This is a genomic window from Paenibacillus apii, from assembly GCF_011043685.1.
Lineage (GTDB): Bacteria > Bacillota > Bacilli > Paenibacillales > Paenibacillaceae > Paenibacillus_AQ > Paenibacillus_AQ sabinae.
Genome location: NZ_JAAKGU010000002.1, coordinates 350,012 through 367,612, shown reverse-complemented (window position 1 = coordinate 367,612; position 17,601 = coordinate 350,012). Strand labels below are relative to the sequence as shown.

General features: G+C 55.1%; 14 protein-coding genes. 2 read left to right on the top strand and 12 right to left on the bottom strand.

Annotated features, from left to right (window positions below):
- Window positions 1-16: 16 nt before the first annotated feature.
- From G5B47_RS07560 to spoIIR, 3 genes are all read right to left on the bottom strand, one after another.
- Window positions 17-586, bottom strand: a complete 570-nt coding sequence (locus G5B47_RS07560; RefSeq protein ID WP_407945217.1) for a manganese efflux pump MntP — start codon at window positions 584-586, stop codon at window positions 17-19.
- 91 nt (window positions 587-677) lie between these two features.
- Window positions 678-1,844: an L-threonylcarbamoyladenylate synthase gene (locus tag G5B47_RS07555; RefSeq protein ID WP_206107266.1), complete on the bottom strand. Its 1,167-nt coding sequence runs from the start codon at window positions 1,842-1,844 to the stop codon at window positions 678-680.
- A gap of 216 nt (window positions 1,845-2,060) precedes the next feature.
- Entirely contained in the window at window positions 2,061-2,822 is a 762-nt protein-coding gene (gene spoIIR, locus G5B47_RS07550) for a stage II sporulation protein R (protein WP_165096269.1), read from the bottom strand.
- A gap of 141 nt (window positions 2,823-2,963) precedes the next feature.
- On the opposite strand from spoIIR, the gene G5B47_RS07545 reads away from it, so the two are divergent.
- A complete protein-coding gene (locus tag G5B47_RS07545; protein WP_165096267.1) occupies window positions 2,964-4,010 on the top strand; it encodes a S66 family peptidase in 1,047 nt (348 codons plus the stop codon).
- 106 nt (window positions 4,011-4,116) lie between these two features.
- On the opposite strand, the gene G5B47_RS07540 is transcribed toward G5B47_RS07545, so the two are convergent.
- The 8 genes from G5B47_RS07540 to fni form a co-directional block, all read right to left on the bottom strand.
- Window positions 4,117-5,301: an FtsW/RodA/SpoVE family cell cycle protein gene (locus tag G5B47_RS07540; RefSeq protein ID WP_165096264.1), complete on the bottom strand. Its 1,185-nt coding sequence runs from the start codon at window positions 5,299-5,301 to the stop codon at window positions 4,117-4,119.
- Window positions 5,302-5,417: 116 nt separating this feature from the next.
- Window positions 5,418-6,434, bottom strand: coding sequence for a N5-glutamine methyltransferase family protein (locus tag G5B47_RS07535; RefSeq protein ID WP_165096693.1), 1,017 nt, complete (start codon window positions 6,432-6,434; stop codon window positions 5,418-5,420).
- Between the two features lie 25 nt (window positions 6,435-6,459).
- Entirely contained in the window at window positions 6,460-7,527 is a 1,068-nt protein-coding gene (prfA, locus tag G5B47_RS07530; RefSeq protein WP_025336850.1) for a peptide chain release factor 1, read from the bottom strand.
- A 321-nt stretch (window positions 7,528-7,848) separates the two neighbouring features.
- Complete coding sequence (ychF, locus tag G5B47_RS07525; protein WP_165096262.1) at window positions 7,849-8,949, bottom strand: redox-regulated ATPase YchF; 1,101 nt, start codon at window positions 8,947-8,949, stop codon at window positions 7,849-7,851.
- A gap of 162 nt (window positions 8,950-9,111) precedes the next feature.
- Window positions 9,112-10,278: an RNA-guided endonuclease InsQ/TnpB family protein gene (locus G5B47_RS07520; RefSeq protein ID WP_165096259.1), complete on the bottom strand. Its 1,167-nt coding sequence runs from the start codon at window positions 10,276-10,278 to the stop codon at window positions 9,112-9,114.
- A gap of 776 nt (window positions 10,279-11,054) precedes the next feature.
- The gene (locus G5B47_RS07515) at window positions 11,055-12,416 is read right to left on the bottom strand and encodes a S41 family peptidase (RefSeq protein WP_165096256.1); all 1,362 of its coding nucleotides are present in this window, start codon (window positions 12,414-12,416) and stop codon (window positions 11,055-11,057) included.
- A gap of 271 nt (window positions 12,417-12,687) precedes the next feature.
- Window positions 12,688-13,158, bottom strand: coding sequence for a GNAT family N-acetyltransferase (locus G5B47_RS07510; RefSeq protein ID WP_235957110.1), 471 nt, complete (start codon window positions 13,156-13,158; stop codon window positions 12,688-12,690).
- A gap of 28 nt (window positions 13,159-13,186) precedes the next feature.
- Window positions 13,187-14,233, bottom strand: a complete 1,047-nt coding sequence (fni, locus tag G5B47_RS07505; RefSeq protein ID WP_235949766.1) for a type 2 isopentenyl-diphosphate Delta-isomerase — start codon at window positions 14,231-14,233, stop codon at window positions 13,187-13,189.
- Between the two features lie 258 nt (window positions 14,234-14,491).
- Between fni and G5B47_RS07500 the strand changes: the two genes are divergently transcribed.
- The gene (locus G5B47_RS07500; protein ID WP_235949765.1) at window positions 14,492-16,033 is read left to right on the top strand and encodes a phospholipase D family protein; all 1,542 of its coding nucleotides are present in this window, start codon (window positions 14,492-14,494) and stop codon (window positions 16,031-16,033) included.
- A gap of 53 nt (window positions 16,034-16,086) precedes the next feature.
- Here G5B47_RS07500 and cls read toward each other — a convergent pair whose 3' ends face one another.
- Complete coding sequence (cls, locus tag G5B47_RS07495; RefSeq protein ID WP_165096253.1) at window positions 16,087-17,595, bottom strand: cardiolipin synthase; 1,509 nt, start codon at window positions 17,593-17,595, stop codon at window positions 16,087-16,089.
- Window positions 17,596-17,601: the final 6 nt, after the last annotated feature.

The window sequence follows — 17,601 nt, the reverse complement described above, 5'->3', positions numbered from 1 at the left end:
TTTTGCCGCTATTGTATCAGAAGATGAACAGCAAGCCAAACCCAAGCAGAATCGCCCCGCCGAGCGCTTCCCCATATTCTCCGAGCCCGCGGCTCACACGCCGCCCGAGCAGCAGGCCGGTGACCGACATAATTCCGCCGCAGGCCCCGAAGGCCAGCACCGTCAGCAGCACATGGCTCACAAATACCCCAAGCGACAGGCCGACCGAGAAGGAGTCGATGCTGACGCTGAGCGAAATGAGCAGCATTCCCCACAGCGTACGATGGTCCATCCCTCGCATTTCATTGCTCTCACCGGCGCGGAATGAACCCAGCACCATATGACATCCCAGCGCGACAAGCAGGCCCCCGGCGGCAATTCCCGCTACCCGCCCAAGCAGGTGTCCGACATAGTTTCCGGCAACCAGCCCCAGAAGGGGCATCAGCACATGAAAAAAAGCAACGAGCAAGCCCATTTGCAGCACATGAAGAAGACGGATGCCTCTCATTCCGATTCCTACGCCAAGCGAAAAGGCATCCATGCCCAGAGCGATCGCCATGATTGCAATGGTTACGATCTGGCCCCAACCGGCCTGCACTTCCCCCATGCCCATTCCCATACCTCCATGTCCGAATCTCTTGTACAACCACGATATGCGGACAAGAGGACAAACATTCTATAAATTGGAAAAGGGAGGGCTATTCGGCGTCAATCACGCGGCCGGCGGCGGCCTTCATCAGCCGGTTCATAATCGCGGACCCGAGGCCCGTCTCCGGGCAGGCTTCGGCCAGGATATAAGTCGCCCCCGCTTCATCGAAGCGCCGCAGCGCGGCATAAAGGGAGCGGGCGGCCGTCTCCGGCGAGGCCAGCGGGCCGAGGGAGACGACGCAGTCGGCGGCGCCGGCGGGATACAGGGACAGATGCTCCTCGAAGAGGAGCATCCCCGTCTTCTCGCCGCGCCCGCGGGCCGCTGCCAGCAGGCCCGCAGCCGTCTTCGCCGCGCTCGCCGGCGAAGACCCGCGCACGACGCCGAGCCAGCCCCGCGGCGCGTAGTGCGCGTACTTCATGCCCGGCGCGCGCGGAGCCGGGCTTCCGCCCCCCGCCGCCGCGTCCGGGGCGGCGGGGCGGTCCAAGGCCTCCGCCGCTTCCAGCGGAGGCGTGAAATCGGGCGCCGCCGAAACGCCGGTGACGGCGGCTTCCCCCGCGACGGCCGCCAGCTGCGCGGCCGTGATGCCGCCGGGCCGGAGCACGGCGACGGAGCCGTCCGGCTGCACCTGCACGACGGTCGACTCCAGACCGACGCCAGCGGCGCCGCCGTCCAGCACGCCGCCGATCTTGCCGGCCAGATCGTCGAGCACATGGCCGGCCAGCGTCGGACTCGGCCGTCCGGAGCGGTTGGCGCTTGGAGCGGCGACCGGGCATTCGGCCGCGGCCAGCAGAGCCAGCGCCACGGGGTGGTCCGGCATGCGCACGCCGACCGTGTCCAGCCCCGCGGTGACGCGCGTGGACAACACGCCTGCCCGGAGCGGCAGCACCACGGTCAGCGGACCGGGCCAGTAGGCATCCATCAGGGCCGCTGCCACCGGAGGCACCTCTGTCACAAGCTCTCCGAGCGCCGTGCGATCGGCAATGTGAACAATCAGCGGATTGTCCGATGGCCGCCCCTTGGCCTTGAAAATTGCCTCAACCGCCTCCGTGTTCCGCGCGTCAGCTCCGAGCCCGTACACCGTCTCGGTCGGAAAAGCGACCGTCCCCCCCGCCTTCAAGAGCTCTGCCGCTTCCGCAATCGCCGCCTCGTCCGCCGGGTTCCGTTCCCGTCCGGCTTCCCTCTCCGCACTGCTCAGCTTCCAATACTTCGTTTCCATGTTCCCCAAGCCTCCGTTTGTTCAAGAAGAAACGGCTGCGCCGCCCTGTTAAAGCAGGGCAGCACCCGTCTTTAAGTAATAGTCCCTCAAACCGAACTTTCGGCTCTGCGAGCCTGATCCGGCAACAAGGAGACCTGAAAAATTGAACGGCCCCACCGCGTGGGGCCGCTTATCTATAAGAAAATAGTAACATATACGGCGGCAAAACAATAGAATTTATGCCCACAAGCTGCTAAGCCAGTGTCCGATTTTGATCAGCAGGTCCCATACAAAGAACCGCACCTTCGGCTGCTCTCCGGCGGCCCCCGCCTGGACCGCAGAATCCGGCTGCCGATCGCCCGCCGGCGCCGCTTGGCCCTGCTTCACTTTTCCAGAGCCGGCATTCCCGTCCGCCGACACCTTCACGGCCTTGGCCTCCCCTGCCGGTTTGGCCGCCGCATCGCCCGAACCCGCGTCGATGAAGCAGAGCGGCGGGAACAGTACGCACCACCAGTTCTGACCCTTTCCTTCTCCCAGTGTTACGCGAAGTGCTTCATATTCTCCGGCAGGATACACCGTTCCCCCGTACAGCTTGGTTGGAAACGGAACAACCCCCAGCTCCACCTTAGAGCCATACTCAATGCCGCGATTGCGCAGTTCCCCGCCCACCAGTTGTTCCAGCTCCGGCAAATGCTCGCGTATCACGGCCCGCGCCTGATCGAGGCTTTGCGGGTCCTCAAGCTCCGCGACCCACCCGTTCATCTGCTCCACAATTTTGTCGCGGATCTGCCGTTTGACCAGCTGATCCCCCGCGCCGTCCGAGTTGGCGAGAATCCGCAGCCGGATCGATTCCTGCGGAATAAGCCCTTCGCTTACGGCGGCATCGGTTTTTTGCCCTTCCCAGGCCATCATGACAAGCATAAAAATACAAATTAAAATGGCAGTATACGTAAAAGTCTGGCGCAGCGAATCTCCGGAAAATCCTTTTTTGACGTTCATTCGGGATACCCCTCTCCACTAAGCTTCATGTCTGTCAGTATCCCCGGAAAGCAAAACGCCCAAACCTATGAATCTATTTATTTTTGCCGCCCGCATGTACACCGTTCATAGAGTATCGACCATACAAAAGGAGGAAGTCCTTTGAATCAAGCCATCCGCTATCCCGCCCCTCTGCTTCCCGGCGGAATCATTGCCGTTACCGCCCCTTCCAGCGGAATCCGTCCGGAGTATACCAGCTTGTTCGAGAAGGCCGCCGATCATGTGCGGGAGCTCGGATTTATCATACAGGAAGGCGCTGTGCTTCGCTCCGAAGCCAAATTGGCCCTCGCCCCGGCGGCTGACCGGGCGACTGAACTCCAGGCCCTGCTGCTAGATGATAAGGCGGGTGCCGTCATGCCTCCATGGGGAGGGGAATTTCTGATGGAGATCCTGCCTCTCATCGACTGGGAGAAGCTGCGGACGGCGCCGCCAAAATGGATGATCGGCTACTCGGACACCAGCACCTTTCTGTTCGCCTACACCCTGATGACCGGCTGCGCTACCGCGCACGGCACGAATTTCATCGATCTGCGGGCCCGTCCGATGGATAACGTGACCGCACGATGGCTGGACGTAGTAAGCACAAGGGAAGGCGGGTCAGTTGTCCAGACCTCGTCGGCCATGCATCAGTCCGCTTGGGACATGACCAAGCCGGGCTTTACCCTGGACACTCCAACCCGCTGGCGGTCCATCGCCCCGGGCGGGGGAGGCGGAGATGATCCCGCTGTCTCTTTTGGCGGCAGGCTCATCGGCGGCTGCCTTGAGACGCTGACCACGCTGATCGGCACGCCCTACGCTCCGGTGCCTGCCTTCATCCGCGATTACTGCGGCGAGGAGGGCACGGTCTGGTTCCTGGAAAGCTCGCAGCGGAACGCGGGCGATATTCACCGGCAGCTGTGGCAGATGAAGACATGCGGCTGGTTTGAGAACTGCCGCGGGCTGTTGTACGGCAGACCGGCGGGATACTCGCCCGTGCAGGACTTCGGCCTCGCCGACTCTCTGGAGCAGTTTGCCAATGAGCTGGGTATCCCGGTCGTTTACGAGGCGGATATCGGCCATGTGCCTCCCCAGCTTACACTCGTTAACGGAGCTCTCGCGGCCGTAACCGCCGGGGGCGGTAGAGGCAAGGTTGCCATGAGCTTTAACTGACCGGATAATGCCGGTCATAAGCACAAAAAACCGCTAGTCGCCTTCATTTAAGCGTTCTAGCGGTTTTTTATTTTGTTCGATTATATTCTTTTCAAAAGTGCCCGGGTCATCCCTGTTTGGCCGGAGCCGCATAAGACGCTTTTGGCAAATCCTCTTCTTCTTCCTGCCCGTACAGCTTCACGCTCATCACAAGCCCGATGCTCGCCATATTGATCAGCAGGGAGGTTCCGCCATAGCTGATGAAAGGCAGGGTAATTCCGGTCAGCGGCATAAGTCCGATAAAAGCGCCGATATTCTCAAAAATCTGGTACAGCATCATGGCCACAATGCCGACGATGATGAACGGTCCGCCCCTGTCCCTGCATTCGAGCGCAATCAGAATCATCCGGTGAATCAGAATAAAGTATAGCAGCAGCAGCACAGCCGAGCCTACAAAGCCGAACTCTTCCGCAATCTCCACGAAAATCGAATCCGAATAGGTGTAAGGAACCCGTTCCGTCTGCACCGAGCTTCCTTCCATGTAGCCTTCACCGCTCATTCCGCCGGAAGCGATCGCGAGCTTGGCGTTTTTCGTATGATAGCTGGCCTTCGCCGTTGCTTCATCGGGAACCAGCCACGGATCGAACCGCTCCACCAAGTGAGGTCGGTCGAGTGTGTCCGACAGAAAATGCGTCACCTGGTCATGATAATGGATATAAGAGAAAATCCCGCCTCCGGCTACCCCACCGATCGCGACTAGTCCGATCAGAGCATGGGAAAATTTAACATTTCCGATCCAGAGCAACCCGCCCAGAATGACCAGATAAGAGAGCGCGTTCCCGAGATCGTTTTGCATCAGAACGATCAGGAAGGGCAGCATCGTCAGCATCCCAAGCGGAACGACGTCCCGCCAGAACAGAAGCTTGTTCTTGTTCTTGCGAATAAGCACGAACGCCAGAAACAGAACCAGAATCAGCTTAAACAGCTCAGCTGGTTGAAGGCTGAAGCCGCCGAATTTAATCCATCCCTGGGCCCCGTTCTCTTCGGTTCCGATAAAGCTGACCAGTACTAGAACGCCAATACCAAAGATATAAATATACATGGCATGCTTGATCAGAAGGCGGTAATCCAGGAATAACAGCCCGAAAAACGCTACGAAACCGAGGATATAGTATTTCAGCATTCTAATGTGAAAACCGTCCAGGCCTTGCCGGCCATGCGTCACACTGTATATGGAGAACAGACTGATCACCATCAACAACACAAGAACCACGACGATGACACCGTCGATTTTTTTAAACTTCTGGAGCAATGCTCTGCCTCCCTGTGGTTATGCTGGCTTTGTCCTGACTTCGGACAATTTACAGGCCGCTGACTTTATTGTAAGGGAATGGGGTGAAAAATACCACTTTCGCTGCGTTCGCGCAGTTATCGCGCAATGCCGATCACATGGCGCGGAATCCCCGCGAGATCGGGCACAGTCACGATCTCGCTCCAATGCCCGGCCGCCTTCAGCATGGCGGCCACTTGCTCCGCCTGCCCGAGGCCAAGCTCGAAGCCGACGAGGCGCGGTGGAGCCGGGAGCAGCGGCAGCTGCTCCATCATGCGGCGATACGGGTCCAGCCCGTCCTCGCCGCCGTCAAGCGCCGTGCGCGGCTCATGGTCGCGCACTTCGCGCTGCAGCCCGGCGATATCTCCGCCGGGAATATAGGGCGGGTTGGAGACGAGAATATCCGTCTCCAGGCCCTTGAACGGCTCGAGCAGGTCGCCGAGCCGCAGCTCCACCGCCGCGCCGAGACGCTCCGCGTTGCGGCCAGCCACGGCCAGGGCCGCTGGCGAGATGTCGCCGGCGAGCACCCGCCACGCCGGCGCTTCGGCCGCCAGCGTGACGGAGATCGCGCCGCTGCCCGCGCCGATGTCGATCACGGTCAGGCGCCGCCCCGGGCGCGCCGCAGCGTATCCGCCGCCCGCAGCCCGCTCACTCGCATCGCCCTTCGCTCCGCCTAGCTCACCTTCATCGCCCACGCCCTCGGCACGTTCGCCCGGCTCACCTGCATCGCTCGCGCCCGCTGCCCGCCCGCCAGCTACGCCCTGCGGCCACAGCTCGGCCGCATACCGCAGCACAGCTTCCACGAGCAGCTCCGTCTCCGGCCGGGGGATCAGCACATCCGGCGTCACCTCGAAGACGCGGCCGTAGAACTCCTGCTCCCCGGTAATATACTGCACCGGTTCACCGCTTGCTCTTTTCGTTACGGCGTACTCCCACCGCTCCCGCTTCTCGGGCGGAAAGGGATCGGCCAAGGCCATATAGTAAGCCGCCCCGGACAGGCCCAGCGTATGCTCCAGCAGAAGCTGGGCGCTGCGCTGCGGCTCGCTGACGCCAAGGCCGCTCAAAAAAGAAGAAGCCTCCGCAAAGGCTTCCCGGATGCTTTGCACCTGCGGCATAACATAGTCGCTCCGTTTCAAAGCATTATTCTCCTTTTTCCATCAGCTCGGCCTGTTCCGCAATGGAGAGCGCCGAAATAATGTCTTCAATCTCACCGTTCATCACAGAATCCAGGCGGTGCAGTGTCAGGCCGATCCGGTGATCCGTCACCCGGCTCTGCGGGAAGTTATAGGTCCGGATACGTTCACTGCGGTCTCCCGTACCGACCTTGCTCTTCCGTTCACCGGCGTACTTGGCTTCTTCTTCCTGGCGCATCATGTCGGAAATGCGGGCGCGCAGCACTTGAAGAGCCTTCTCCTTGTTGGAGTTCTGCGACTTGCCGTCCTGACAGGTCGCCACGATTCCTGTAGGAATATGCGTTACGCGCACGGCGGATTTGGTCGTGTTGACCGACTGACCGCCCGCGCCGCTGGAACAGAACGTATCCACGCGGATATCCTTGTCAAGAATTTCGATGTCGATTTCTTCAGCTTCAGGCATTACCGCCACAGTGGAGGTGGAAGTATGAATCCGTCCGCCGGATTCCGTTGCCGGGATGCGCTGCACGCGGTGCGCGCCGCTTTCGTACTTCATTTTGCTGTATGCGCCCCGGCCGTTAATCATAAAGATAACCTCTTTAAAGCCGCCCAGATCGTTTGTATTGGCGTCCATCAGTTCCACGCGCCAGCCCTGGGTATCGGCAAAACGGGTGTACATCCGGTACAGGTCGGAAGCGAACAAAGCCGCCTCATCCCCGCCGGCCGCTCCCCGGATTTCGACAATAACGTTCTTGTCGTCGTTCGGGTCCTTCGGCAGCAGCAGGATGCGGATTTTCTCCTCCAGTTCAATCTGGCGCTTCGACAATTCCTCGATTTCCATCTTCACCATATCGCGCATTTCGTCGTCAAGCTTCTCGCCAAGCATCGCTTTGGCGGCGTCGAGCTCTTCCATGACATTTCTATATTCGGTATAAGCCTCATAGGCGGGCTGCAGATCGGATTGTTCTTTGGAATAGTCCCTCAGTTTCTTACTGTCGCTTGCAACATCCGGATCGCAAAGCAGTTCACTGAGTTTCTCATAGCGGTCCGCCAGAGATTGCAATCGGTCCAACAAGGGAATTCACCTCTCCTAATTAAGGTTAACAAATTTAAGATTTATCGCAATTTAACGTATCATGGTAAAAAAAACGTCTATACCTTATATCCAAAAGGGTATACACGACTTTATATTATATCACGAATCTGCCGGTTTGGCTACATGATGTCATCTGGCCACCCGAATTTCGACAAAAAGTCATATGCAAGAAAAAAGACCATCCCGCGCAGATGAAACACCGCCGCGAAATGGCCTTCATTCGGTACCGCTGGCAGACAGCCCCGCTCTACTGCGAAGGTTTCCCGCCCGCCAAAGGCAAACTGTATAATCAGGCAAGCTTTATACGTTAAACCGGAAATGCATAACGTCTCCGTCCTGCACCACATATTCCTTGCCTTCCAGACGCAGCTGGCCGCGCTCTTTGGCTCCGTTCATGGAACCGGCGGAGACCAGATCGTCATAAGCAACCACTTCCGCGCGGATAAAGCCGCGCTCGAAGTCGGAGTGAATCACCCCGGCCGCTCCTGGAGCCTTGGTTCCCTTGCGGATCGTCCATGCGCGGACTTCCTGCACTCCGGCCGTAAAGTACGTGTACAGACCAAGCAGCTTGTAGGCGGCTTTGATCAGACGGTTCAGACCGGACTCCTGAAGACCGAGCTCTTCAAGGAACATCGCTTTATCTTCGCCTTCCAGCTCGGCGATTTCCGCTTCCACCTTCGCGCTGATCGGCACCACTTCCGCATTCTCGGCAGCGGCGAACTCGCGCACCTGCTTCACGTACGGATTCTCCTCCGCCGTGGATACCTCGTCCTCGCCGACATTGGCCGCGTACAGCACTGGCTTCAGCGTCAGCAGATGAAGATCACGCACGATCAACTGCTCTTCATCGGTCAGATCCACGCTGCGGGCAGGCATATCGTTGTACAGCGCTTCTTTGACGCGCTCCAGCACTTCCACTTCCTGGGCGTACTGCTTGTTACCGCCCTTCATGTTCTTGCGGGAACGGTCGATCCGCTTCTCCACGCTCTCCACGTCGGCCAGAATCAGCTCCAGGTTAATCGTCTGGATATCGCTGACCGGATTCACCTTGCCGTCAACGTGGGTGATGTTCTCGTCCTCGAAGCAGCGCACAACATGAACGATGGCGTCCACCTCCCGGATATGCGCCAGGAACTTGTTGCCCAGCCCCTCGCCCTTGCTCGCTCCGCGCACCAGTCCGGCAATGTCGACGAACTCAAATGCGGTCGGCACCGTTTTGTTCGGAACAACCAGCTCCGTCAGTTTATCGAGACGCTCATCCGGCACTTCCACGACCCCAACGTTCGGGTCGATCGTACAGAAAGGATAGTTCGCGGACTCCGCGCCCGCCTGCGTAATTGCATTAAACAGCGTCGATTTGCCCACGTTGGGCAGACCTACGATACCCGCTTTCAAAGCCATTTATATGACAACTGCTACTTAAAATATGGACAATTATATCCATATCAAGAATATTCCTTCTTCATCGTGTTCTGCCTCGCGAAAACCTGCTACTGCAGTAGTTTAACACTCCAAAGGCGTAAATTCCCGACTAGCCATCGGTACACTCGTAAGATTGCTTGATTAGGCAACTCTGTACGTTTCAGCATTTTTCAAATTAATAGCCGCATTTTTATCTCTATCCATTTTATGTCCGCATTCGCAAGTGTACATCCGATCGGACAATTTCAAGTCCTTTTTTATGACGCCACAGCAGGAACATCGTTTGCTGGATGGATAAAAATGATCTACAACTCTTAATTCGATTCCGTATCTAATACATCTTGCAGCAAGCTTTACTCGGAATCTGTAAAAGTTTTGTCCTGCTATCGCTCTAGATAAATGCCGATTCTTCATCATTCCTCTAATATTCAAGTCTTCAATCGTAATAAAGCGTGGTTTTTGCTTTATAATAGAATTGACCACTTGATTAATGTAGTTTTCACGGATATTTGAAATGATCTGATGAAGTTTCTGTACCTTCAAGACTTGTTTTTGGATATTTTGCCTAGTAGCAGTACCTCCTTTGGTTTTATTTTGTTTTTTAAAACTTTCGTATTTCCTCGAAAGTTTGCGTTGCTGTCTTTTTAAAGACTTTTCAATTTTCTTTACTCTTGCAGTTTTATTAATGTTTTTAAAAGGCTTGTCAATGCCGCTCACGACTGCAAAATCTTTAATCCCAAGGTCAATCCCGATCCCATCATTCAAATCTGTTGAAACGAACGAGGTTTCTTCTTCGATTAAAACAGAAACGTAGAATCTTCCTGCTTTTTCTGAGATCGTACCACTTTTAATAAGCGATTTGATTGGCAAGTACCCTTTTTCTTTAATACAAACCCATCCAAGAGTAGGAATTTTGATACGATGTCTTTCACAACGGATAATCATCTTCTTATCATTTTTCACAAAATACATTTTTACATCTTGATTATTCTTTTTCTTGAATCGTGGAAACTCGCTTAATCTTTTGAAGAAATTTTTGTATGCTTTTTCAGCATTCATAATAGATTGCTTTACGGATTTAGCATACACTTGTTTGATCCAAGAATATTCTAAATGGCCAGGTACGAATACACTGTTTAACCACTTTGAAAACTCCATACCAGAAACAAACTTTTCTCCGTTTTTGTACTTTTCTTTGTTGTGAGCAAGGTAAAAATTATATACGAAACGACTGACACCGATGGTTTTCTTGATGACTTGAATTTGTTCAGGTGTTGGATTAATCTCGGTTTTATATGAGCGTAGCATATGAACTCATCCTTTATTTCCTCACCCTCTGATTCAAGTAAGTTCATAAACCAATCAGACCCAAATCTCATAAACCCAGTGATCTAAACTATTATATATTAGAACAAACGCCCCAGCAATACCGGAGACTTAAGAGGGAGACGGGAAAAAGAGCAGCCGCCCGGTACAAGGAGCCGTTCGCACCCGAACAACAAACCATTCGTAATTCATGCTGCGATGCGCTATACTCCGCTGATGTCCAACTACAGCCTTCACACTGAGATCACGACCTTAAACCCGGTGAAACGAACCCTCGCATCAAAATAACGGACTAGCCGCATCCAATCGCCGAAGATCCTTCACCCTGAAGCATGTTTTTCTTCTGGCAGCAGCGCCGAACGTTTCTTATTCATCACAGCTTATGTCTTTACCACGCAGACTTATCAGTAAAATGTCTTTCAAAGCGTGGACACTCCTACAAAATCGGCATATACGCGGCGCAACGGCCTTGATGCAGAATTTCGCCTATATATTGAGTAAATTAGCTTACTACCATCAATATATTGAATCTCGCTGCGGAAGTGTCAGTCTATTGCCCATGTCCTCCTTTTAAAAGACACCGCCCTAAAAACGTCCTCGTTGAGAGGACACCGTATTTAAGAACTCTTAAAATACCTCCCGCTGCTCCCTTGTACAAGCGCTATACCGAGCGATGAAAGCGGGGTTTGGAGCGGAAATATGCTGCATTTGAACTTTAGATGGCATACCTCCAAAAAAAACCGGATCAGCTTCAAAAGCTATGATCCGGCAAGTTCCAGTACTTTTTTTATGGCCGGATCGTCCATTAAATATTTCGTTTTGACGGGATCGACAGCGTAATCCGGCAAGGTCTTCACCTCATCATTACAGGAGCCGTCCGAATTCAAGCCCATCTGAAGGGAGAACCGGAACACATAGCCGCTATTGGGCAGCGCGACGACAAGAGGGTCCATCCCCAGTCCATCACCGCCGGTACGTTCCCCTACCAAGGTGGCAAAGCCTGTGCTTTTGGCAAACGCAGCAAACTTTTCCGCCGATGAATAAACAGCCTGATCCACCAGCAGATAGACCTTCCCTTTGAATCCCACAGAACTATTCGGAGATAACTTTAGAGTGTCTACTTGATAATTTTTAAAATCGGACAATGCTTCGGCGGGCAAATTAGGCAAATGCTGTTCCTTCAATAAGGAAATTGGGTGAACATCCGACATGCCTCTTGATTCCAGAAATGGCACAGCATAATCGCCTCCCCTATACAGGAGGTGGCTATTACTGGAAATAGGCTTGGAAATCAACATCGGGACGAATTCCATCCAATAAGCGTCGGAGCCTCCTCCGTTGCCTCTGATATCGATGATCAGCGTTTTATAATTCTTCACCTTCTGTAAAAATTCGCCGATAGCGGGTTCATCAAGCTCGATATATTCCATGCCGAAGCTGGGCAGGCCAAGGTAGGCTGTTCGGCCTTCTTCCAGAATTTGTGACCGGATATTAACTCGCGAGATTTCGCCAAGCGTATTTGTGCTGTCCGCTTCCGCAGCCGCGCCCCCCACATGGGTCTGCTGACCGGAATTCTCCTGCCCGTAGCGTTTAAGTACGGCCGGCTTCTGCATCTGTTCCAGCCAAGGACGAAAGTATGGAGCCGTTTCATAAATACCCTTCATATAAAAATAATCCTGCAGCCTCACCATTTGTGTATGTCCGTTATGCAGCTGAAGCAGAATATACATCAACTCTTCGGCAAACTCCTCGTCGGTCGCCGTGTCCGTGATTAGACGGCGGTACTTCTCCTTGTTGGCCAGCCAATCCACCCCATGCAGCCGCTCGTTTACACCGAAAAAAGGATAGTTGTCCTTAAGAACGTTATACATATAATCGAATTCCTGGAACTTCTGAATCTCAGTTAATGTTGCGGACTTCTCGTTACTTGCTCGTGGCTCCGGATTTGCTGTCGCAGTTTCCGCTTTCGCATCTGACGGAACCGGAGAGGGAGATGCGGATACGACATTCGCTTTCGCCGATGAAGGATTTCCTCCGCTGCAGCCCGCCAGCAGTCCAGCCGACAACAGAAACGTTAGAGCCGCTGTGAGGATTGACTTTTTTCGTTGCATCCCAATCATTCCAAGACCTTCCCTTCGCTTGCCATATCCTGCTTGGACATCGTATCCACTTATTATAATTTCTAATATTTTCCTAAAAAAGGAAAAATCTCATAGCCTATAGCTGTATTACTTTATCGGGATAACCCCTCTTTGGGTGAAAGCGGCATCATGGCCTAATAAAAAAGGACCTCCACTTGGAGATCCTATCGCATCCATCCTTTGGGCGGCAACCGCCTCGGGCAGACTTCCAGTTGATAAACAGCAGCGCCGAGTGCGGCGAATCATGTATTTAAAGCTCTTTGGACATCGTAATGTCGGTTACGCCGTAGCCCATTTTTTTGTACAGCTCGAATGCGCGCTGGTTCTGGCCGAACACATGCAGCCCGATTTTGCGGACATTCATCTTCCGGGCCTCTTCGTCGAGCGCCTGCATAGCCTGCTTGCCATAGCCCTTGCCCTGGAAAGGCTCATAAATATAGATGTCATAGATAAAAGCCTCCCGGCCGATCCGGCCCTCGGTCACGTTGAACCAAATATACCCGACATGAGTATCGCCCTCTTCTTCCACCACAGAGTACAGATAAGCGCCTTCGGTATGCAGCCCGCGGGGCAAAAAGCGCGTCATCGCCTCCTTGGACTGCTTCATCGCGTTATCCGGTTCCCAGGCTCCCGATTTCACCTTCTCCTCGGCATAGTCGCTGGTCGATTGACTCATGAAAAATTGAAACGTCGCTTCGTCCATTTGAACCAGTTTGATCATTATGATTAGACCTTCCTTATTTCGGTATTTAAATGCGCACGAGCCGCGGCGTTCCGCGCAGTTCCGCCACGGAGGAAACGCCGATGCCGAACATCGCCGTCCGCAGCTCAAGCTCGGTCTGCGCAAGCGCAGCTTCCAGCGCCTCCGTCGATTCTACCGCCGGGCCGAGCAAATTCCGGCCGAACCCGGCCAGGTCCGCGCCGAGCGCCAGCGCCTTGGCGGCATCGACGCCGCTGCGGAGGCCTCCGCTGCCGATCAGCGCGCCCTCCGGCGACGCGGCACGCACGTCGGCTATGCAGTCGGCGGTCGGAATGCCCCAGTCCGCGAACGCTTCGGCTGCGCGGCGCTTCACCGGATCGGCGCTGCGGAATTTCTCGACCTGGCTCCAGGACGTTCCTCCGGCCCCCGCCACGTCAATGAAGGCGGCGCCAGCGCTGTAAAGCCTGACCGCCGTCTCGCCGTCGATGCCCCAGCCGACCTCCTTGATGCCGACCGGGACGTCCAGGCTGCGGCATAAACGTTCAACCTTCGGCAGGAGCGAGCCGAAGCCGGTATTGCCCTCCGGCTGGAACACCTCCTGGAGGCCGTTTAAATGCAGCACCAGCCAGTCGGCCCCGGCGATTTCCACTGCCCGGCGGCAGTCGTCCACGCCGAAGCCGTAAGAGAGCTGCACCGCTCCGAGGTTCGCGATGACCGGAACATCCGGCGCCCGGTCCCGCACCCGGAACGTAGCGGCAAGCTCCGGCCGCTCCACCGCCGCCCGGACAGAGCCGACGCCCAGCGACCAGCCGCGTTCCTGGGCGGCCTCGGCCAGCCGCGCATTGATTCCGCCGGTCGCGGCGCTGCCGCCGGTCATCGAGCTGATCAGCAGCGGCGTGCGCAGACTCCGGCCGAGAAATGAGGTGCTTAGCGTAATATCGTCAAAATTCAGCTCCGGCAGCGCCTTATGCCGGAACCGGTAATGCTCGAAGCCGGTGGTTATGCCCTGCCCCGCAACGTCTTCGGTCAGGCAAAGGCGCACATGCTCAATCTTGCGCCCTCCGGTAGTTCCTTCCGGTATATGTTCATTGTTCATATTAATCGGCTCTTGGCCTTTCATCAATTTTTTGTTCCTGCTGTCATAGTATAGCACAACCATATATGTGAAATGACTGCATCATCCGCAACTTCACCCGGATCAGACAATTTTTAGAGGATGATCGGGTGGCTGGCGGCAGAAGCGGCAGTTCCAAATGCCGGTCCTGCTGCTTCACCGGTTTCCTCCTGGCGGTAATAATAAATAGCAGGACGAAACGGACAGACACTGAGCACCTTTTTTCAGGAGGAACCTTCGATGAACCCAAGCCGCCGCTCCAATATGCATCCGATAAACAATAGTCCGCCCGCAGCCTTGCCGCATCGCGCTCCCAAACGGAACCGTTCCGGACATTTCTTAAGACGCCCTCTTAAATGGCCATTGGCCGCTATTACCGTTCTTCTTCTATGGCTGATCGGCGTTATAATCTATCATACGCACAAGCCGCTGCCTCCCGGCCTGCCATTCGAAAGCCCTGTGTACCGTGTGAAGAATTTAACCTTATTGTATGATCTGACTTATCCCGATGGCAGTGCGAAAGGCAGGCAGGAGAGCGGCATTTTACCGAGAATGCTGCAAATCGTCGACGAATCCAGACAGTTCCTGATTGTCGATATGTTCCTGTTCAACAATTATACGCATAAAGGACAGCAGTTTCCTCCGGTAAGCCGTACCCTCGCCGATAAGCTGATTGCCCACAAAACGAAATACCCCAGCATGGACATCGCGTTCATTACGGACGAAGTGAATACGAATTACGGCTCCGCCCCCAATGCCCTGCTCGAACAGATGAAGCAGGCGGGCATTAATGTCATCGTTACCAATGTCGATCCTTTACGGGATTCGACCCCCGCCTACTCCGCCGTGTGGCGCACATTCATCCAGTGGTTCGGGCAATCCGGTGAGGGCTGGGTTCCCAATCTGATGGCGAGCGGCGGACCCGACATTACCGTAAGGTCCTATCTCAAGCTGCTGAACGTCAAGGCCAATCATCGAAAAGTCATCGTCAGCGAGCAGACCGCGCTGATCACTTCCGCCAATGTACACGACGCAAGCGCCTATAATTCCAATATCGCGTTTGAGGTGCAGGGAGCTGTCATCGCGGATATTGTGCGGACGGAGCAGGCCGCGGCCGATTTATCGGGAGCGGGTCCGCTGCTGAAGGCGCCGCCCTCCTTTCCGCAGTCTCCGGCTGACGGCGATGGTCCGGTGGACATCCGGTATCTAACGGAGGGGAAAATATACAAATATGCGCTCCAGGCTATCCGCGGGGCGGTTGAGGGCGACACTGTATGGATGGGCATGTTCTATCTCGCCGACGACGCCATCATAGACGAACTGGTAAAAGCCTCGAAACGCGGCGCAACCGTGCGGCTTCTGCTGGACCCGAACGAGAACGCTTTTGGCCGCAGCAAAATTGGCATTCCGAACCGCCCCGTTGCTCTGGAGCTGAACCGCCGGTCGGGAGGCAAAATCTCCATCCGCTGGTATAACACGAGCAAAGAGCAATACCATACCAAACTGCTCTTTGTGGATAAACCAGGCGGCAAATCAATCGCAATGGCGGGCTCCGCCAATTTTACGCCCCGCAATCTGGCCGATTATAATCTTGAGAATGATCTTTGGGCCGCTTTTGACCGCGATCAGCCGATTTACCGCCAGCTTGACTCCTATTTCAATCGGCTGTGGAACAATCAAGGAGCCGAGTACAGTCACCCGGCAAGCTACCAGGGTAAACTCACCTGGCTGAAATACGCTATCATGCGCATTCAGAACGTATTGGGCTTGACGACGTACTGAGCTATTTTGCGGTCACGGCGCTGCTTGTCAACGGAAGAATGATATGCCGCGCTTTACAGCAGCGGCGACAGCAGCCTGGCCGCCGACTCCAGCAGACGCTCCAGCAGACGCTTTTCCATAAATTTCTCGTGGATAATCTGCGAGGTGGACAGCAAATCCCGTTCAAAATCGGCAACTATGCGCTTGACGCTATCGGTCTGCAGCAGCAGCGCATTGACCTCGAAGTTCAGATGGAAGCTGCGCATGTCCATATTGGCGGTACCGATGGTGGCGATTTCGCCGTCTATGATAAGCAGCTTGGAATGAATAAACCCTTTTTCATACTCGAAAATTTTGACGCCAGCTTCCAGCAAAGCCGGGAAATAGGAATGGGATGCGAGAAACGGCAGCCACTTGTCAGGCTTGGCCGGGAATAGCAGGCGTACATCCAATCCCGATAGAGCGGCCACCTCCAGCGCCGTGTATATGTCCTCGTCAGGGATAAAATACGGCGTCGCAATCCACACCGACTTCTTGGCCGAGGTGATCATCGAGAAGAAAATATTTTTGAGGGTCCGCCTCTCGTTATCCGGGCCGCTTGCGATAATCTGGACCGCGCCGCCATCCCCCGTATAGCGAAGCTGCGGCGATAAATAGTCTTGCTCCAGAATCCGCTCGCCGGTCGTATGCATCCAGTCCAGCAGAAAAATAATCTGCATCGTCCGCACCGCCTCACCCCGCACCAGCATATGCGTGTCGCGCCAGAAGCCGTACGTTTTGCTGCGGCTCAAATACTCATCTCCAACATTAAGCCCACCCATAAAGCCGACATCGCCGTCGATGACCACGATTTTGCGGTGATTCCGGTAGTTGACCCTGCTGGAGAAAAAGCTCTTGGACCTGCCGTACGCCGCAACCTTCACCCCCGCGTCGCTCATCGCCTTCAGGAAGCTCTGAGACAGCTGCATGCTGCCCACGGCGTCATACATGAAGCGGACCTTGACGCCGGCGCGGGCTTTTTCAATCAGGATCTGCTGAATTCTTGTCCCGATTTCATCAGCGCGAAAAATATAATACTCCATATGGATATGGTGCTTCGCCTGGCGCAGCTCCATCAGGAGCGTTCCGAACGTCTCCTCGCCATTGGTCAGCACCCGCGTCTCCGAAGAGAAGGAGATTGGTGAACGCGCCAGACGCTGGGACAGGCCCAGCAGCTTGCGCTGAGTGGAATTGAACATCGACCAATCCTGATGCAGGCGCAGGGCGTCGTTCTCAATCCGCTCATAGGCCATCAGGTCGTGCTGGGCTTTTTTGTCGTATTTGCGGCGTTTGAAGACATTTTGCCCGAACAGAAAATAGAACACGAGCCCTACGACCGGAATGAGCGCAAGCAGAAGAATCCACGCCATCGTCGACGACGGGTTGCGGTTCTCCATAAAGATGGCGAGTCCGATCGATACGACCGTCAGCGTGGAAAAAATACTGATAATCGTCCCGCCGGTGCTTCCGAAAATGCCGAAGCCAAAATAGTAAAAGGCGAGCAAAGCTCCTATGATGATCGTTGACTGTATTCCTCTTCTCATCGGCAC

What these genes read in the sequence shown, in the direction of transcription:
- G5B47_RS07535 (WP_165096693.1), bottom strand. Translation starts at nt 6,434, where the DNA reads ATGCCGCAGGTGCAAAGCATCCGGGAAGCCTTTGCGGAGGCTTCTTCT.
- ychF (WP_165096262.1), bottom strand. Translation starts at nt 8,949, where the DNA reads ATGGCTTTGAAAGCGGGTATCGTAGGTCTGCCCAACGTGGGCAAATCG.
- G5B47_RS07500 (WP_235949765.1), top strand. Translation starts at nt 14,492, where the DNA reads ATGAACCCAAGCCGCCGCTCCAATATGCATCCGATAAACAATAGTCCG.
- cls (WP_165096253.1), bottom strand. Translation starts at nt 17,595, where the DNA reads ATGAGAAGAGGAATACAGTCAACGATCATCATAGGAGCTTTGCTCGCC.
- G5B47_RS07555 (WP_206107266.1), bottom strand. Translation starts at nt 1,844, where the DNA reads ATGGAAACGAAGTATTGGAAGCTGAGCAGTGCGGAGAGGGAAGCCGGA.
- G5B47_RS07515 (WP_165096256.1), bottom strand. Translation starts at nt 12,416, where the DNA reads ATGATTGGGATGCAACGAAAAAAGTCAATCCTCACAGCGGCTCTAACG.
- G5B47_RS07510 (WP_235957110.1), bottom strand. Translation starts at nt 13,158, where the DNA reads ATGATCAAACTGGTTCAAATGGACGAAGCGACGTTTCAATTTTTCATG.
- G5B47_RS07560 (WP_407945217.1), bottom strand. Translation starts at nt 586, where the DNA reads ATGGGGGAAGTGCAGGCCGGTTGGGGCCAGATCGTAACCATTGCAATC.
- spoIIR (WP_165096269.1), bottom strand. Translation starts at nt 2,822, where the DNA reads ATGAACGTCAAAAAAGGATTTTCCGGAGATTCGCTGCGCCAGACTTTT.
- fni (WP_235949766.1), bottom strand. Translation starts at nt 14,233, where the DNA reads ATGAACAATGAACATATACCGGAAGGAACTACCGGAGGGCGCAAGATT.
- G5B47_RS07520 (WP_165096259.1), bottom strand. Translation starts at nt 10,278, where the DNA reads ATGCTACGCTCATATAAAACCGAGATTAATCCAACACCTGAACAAATT.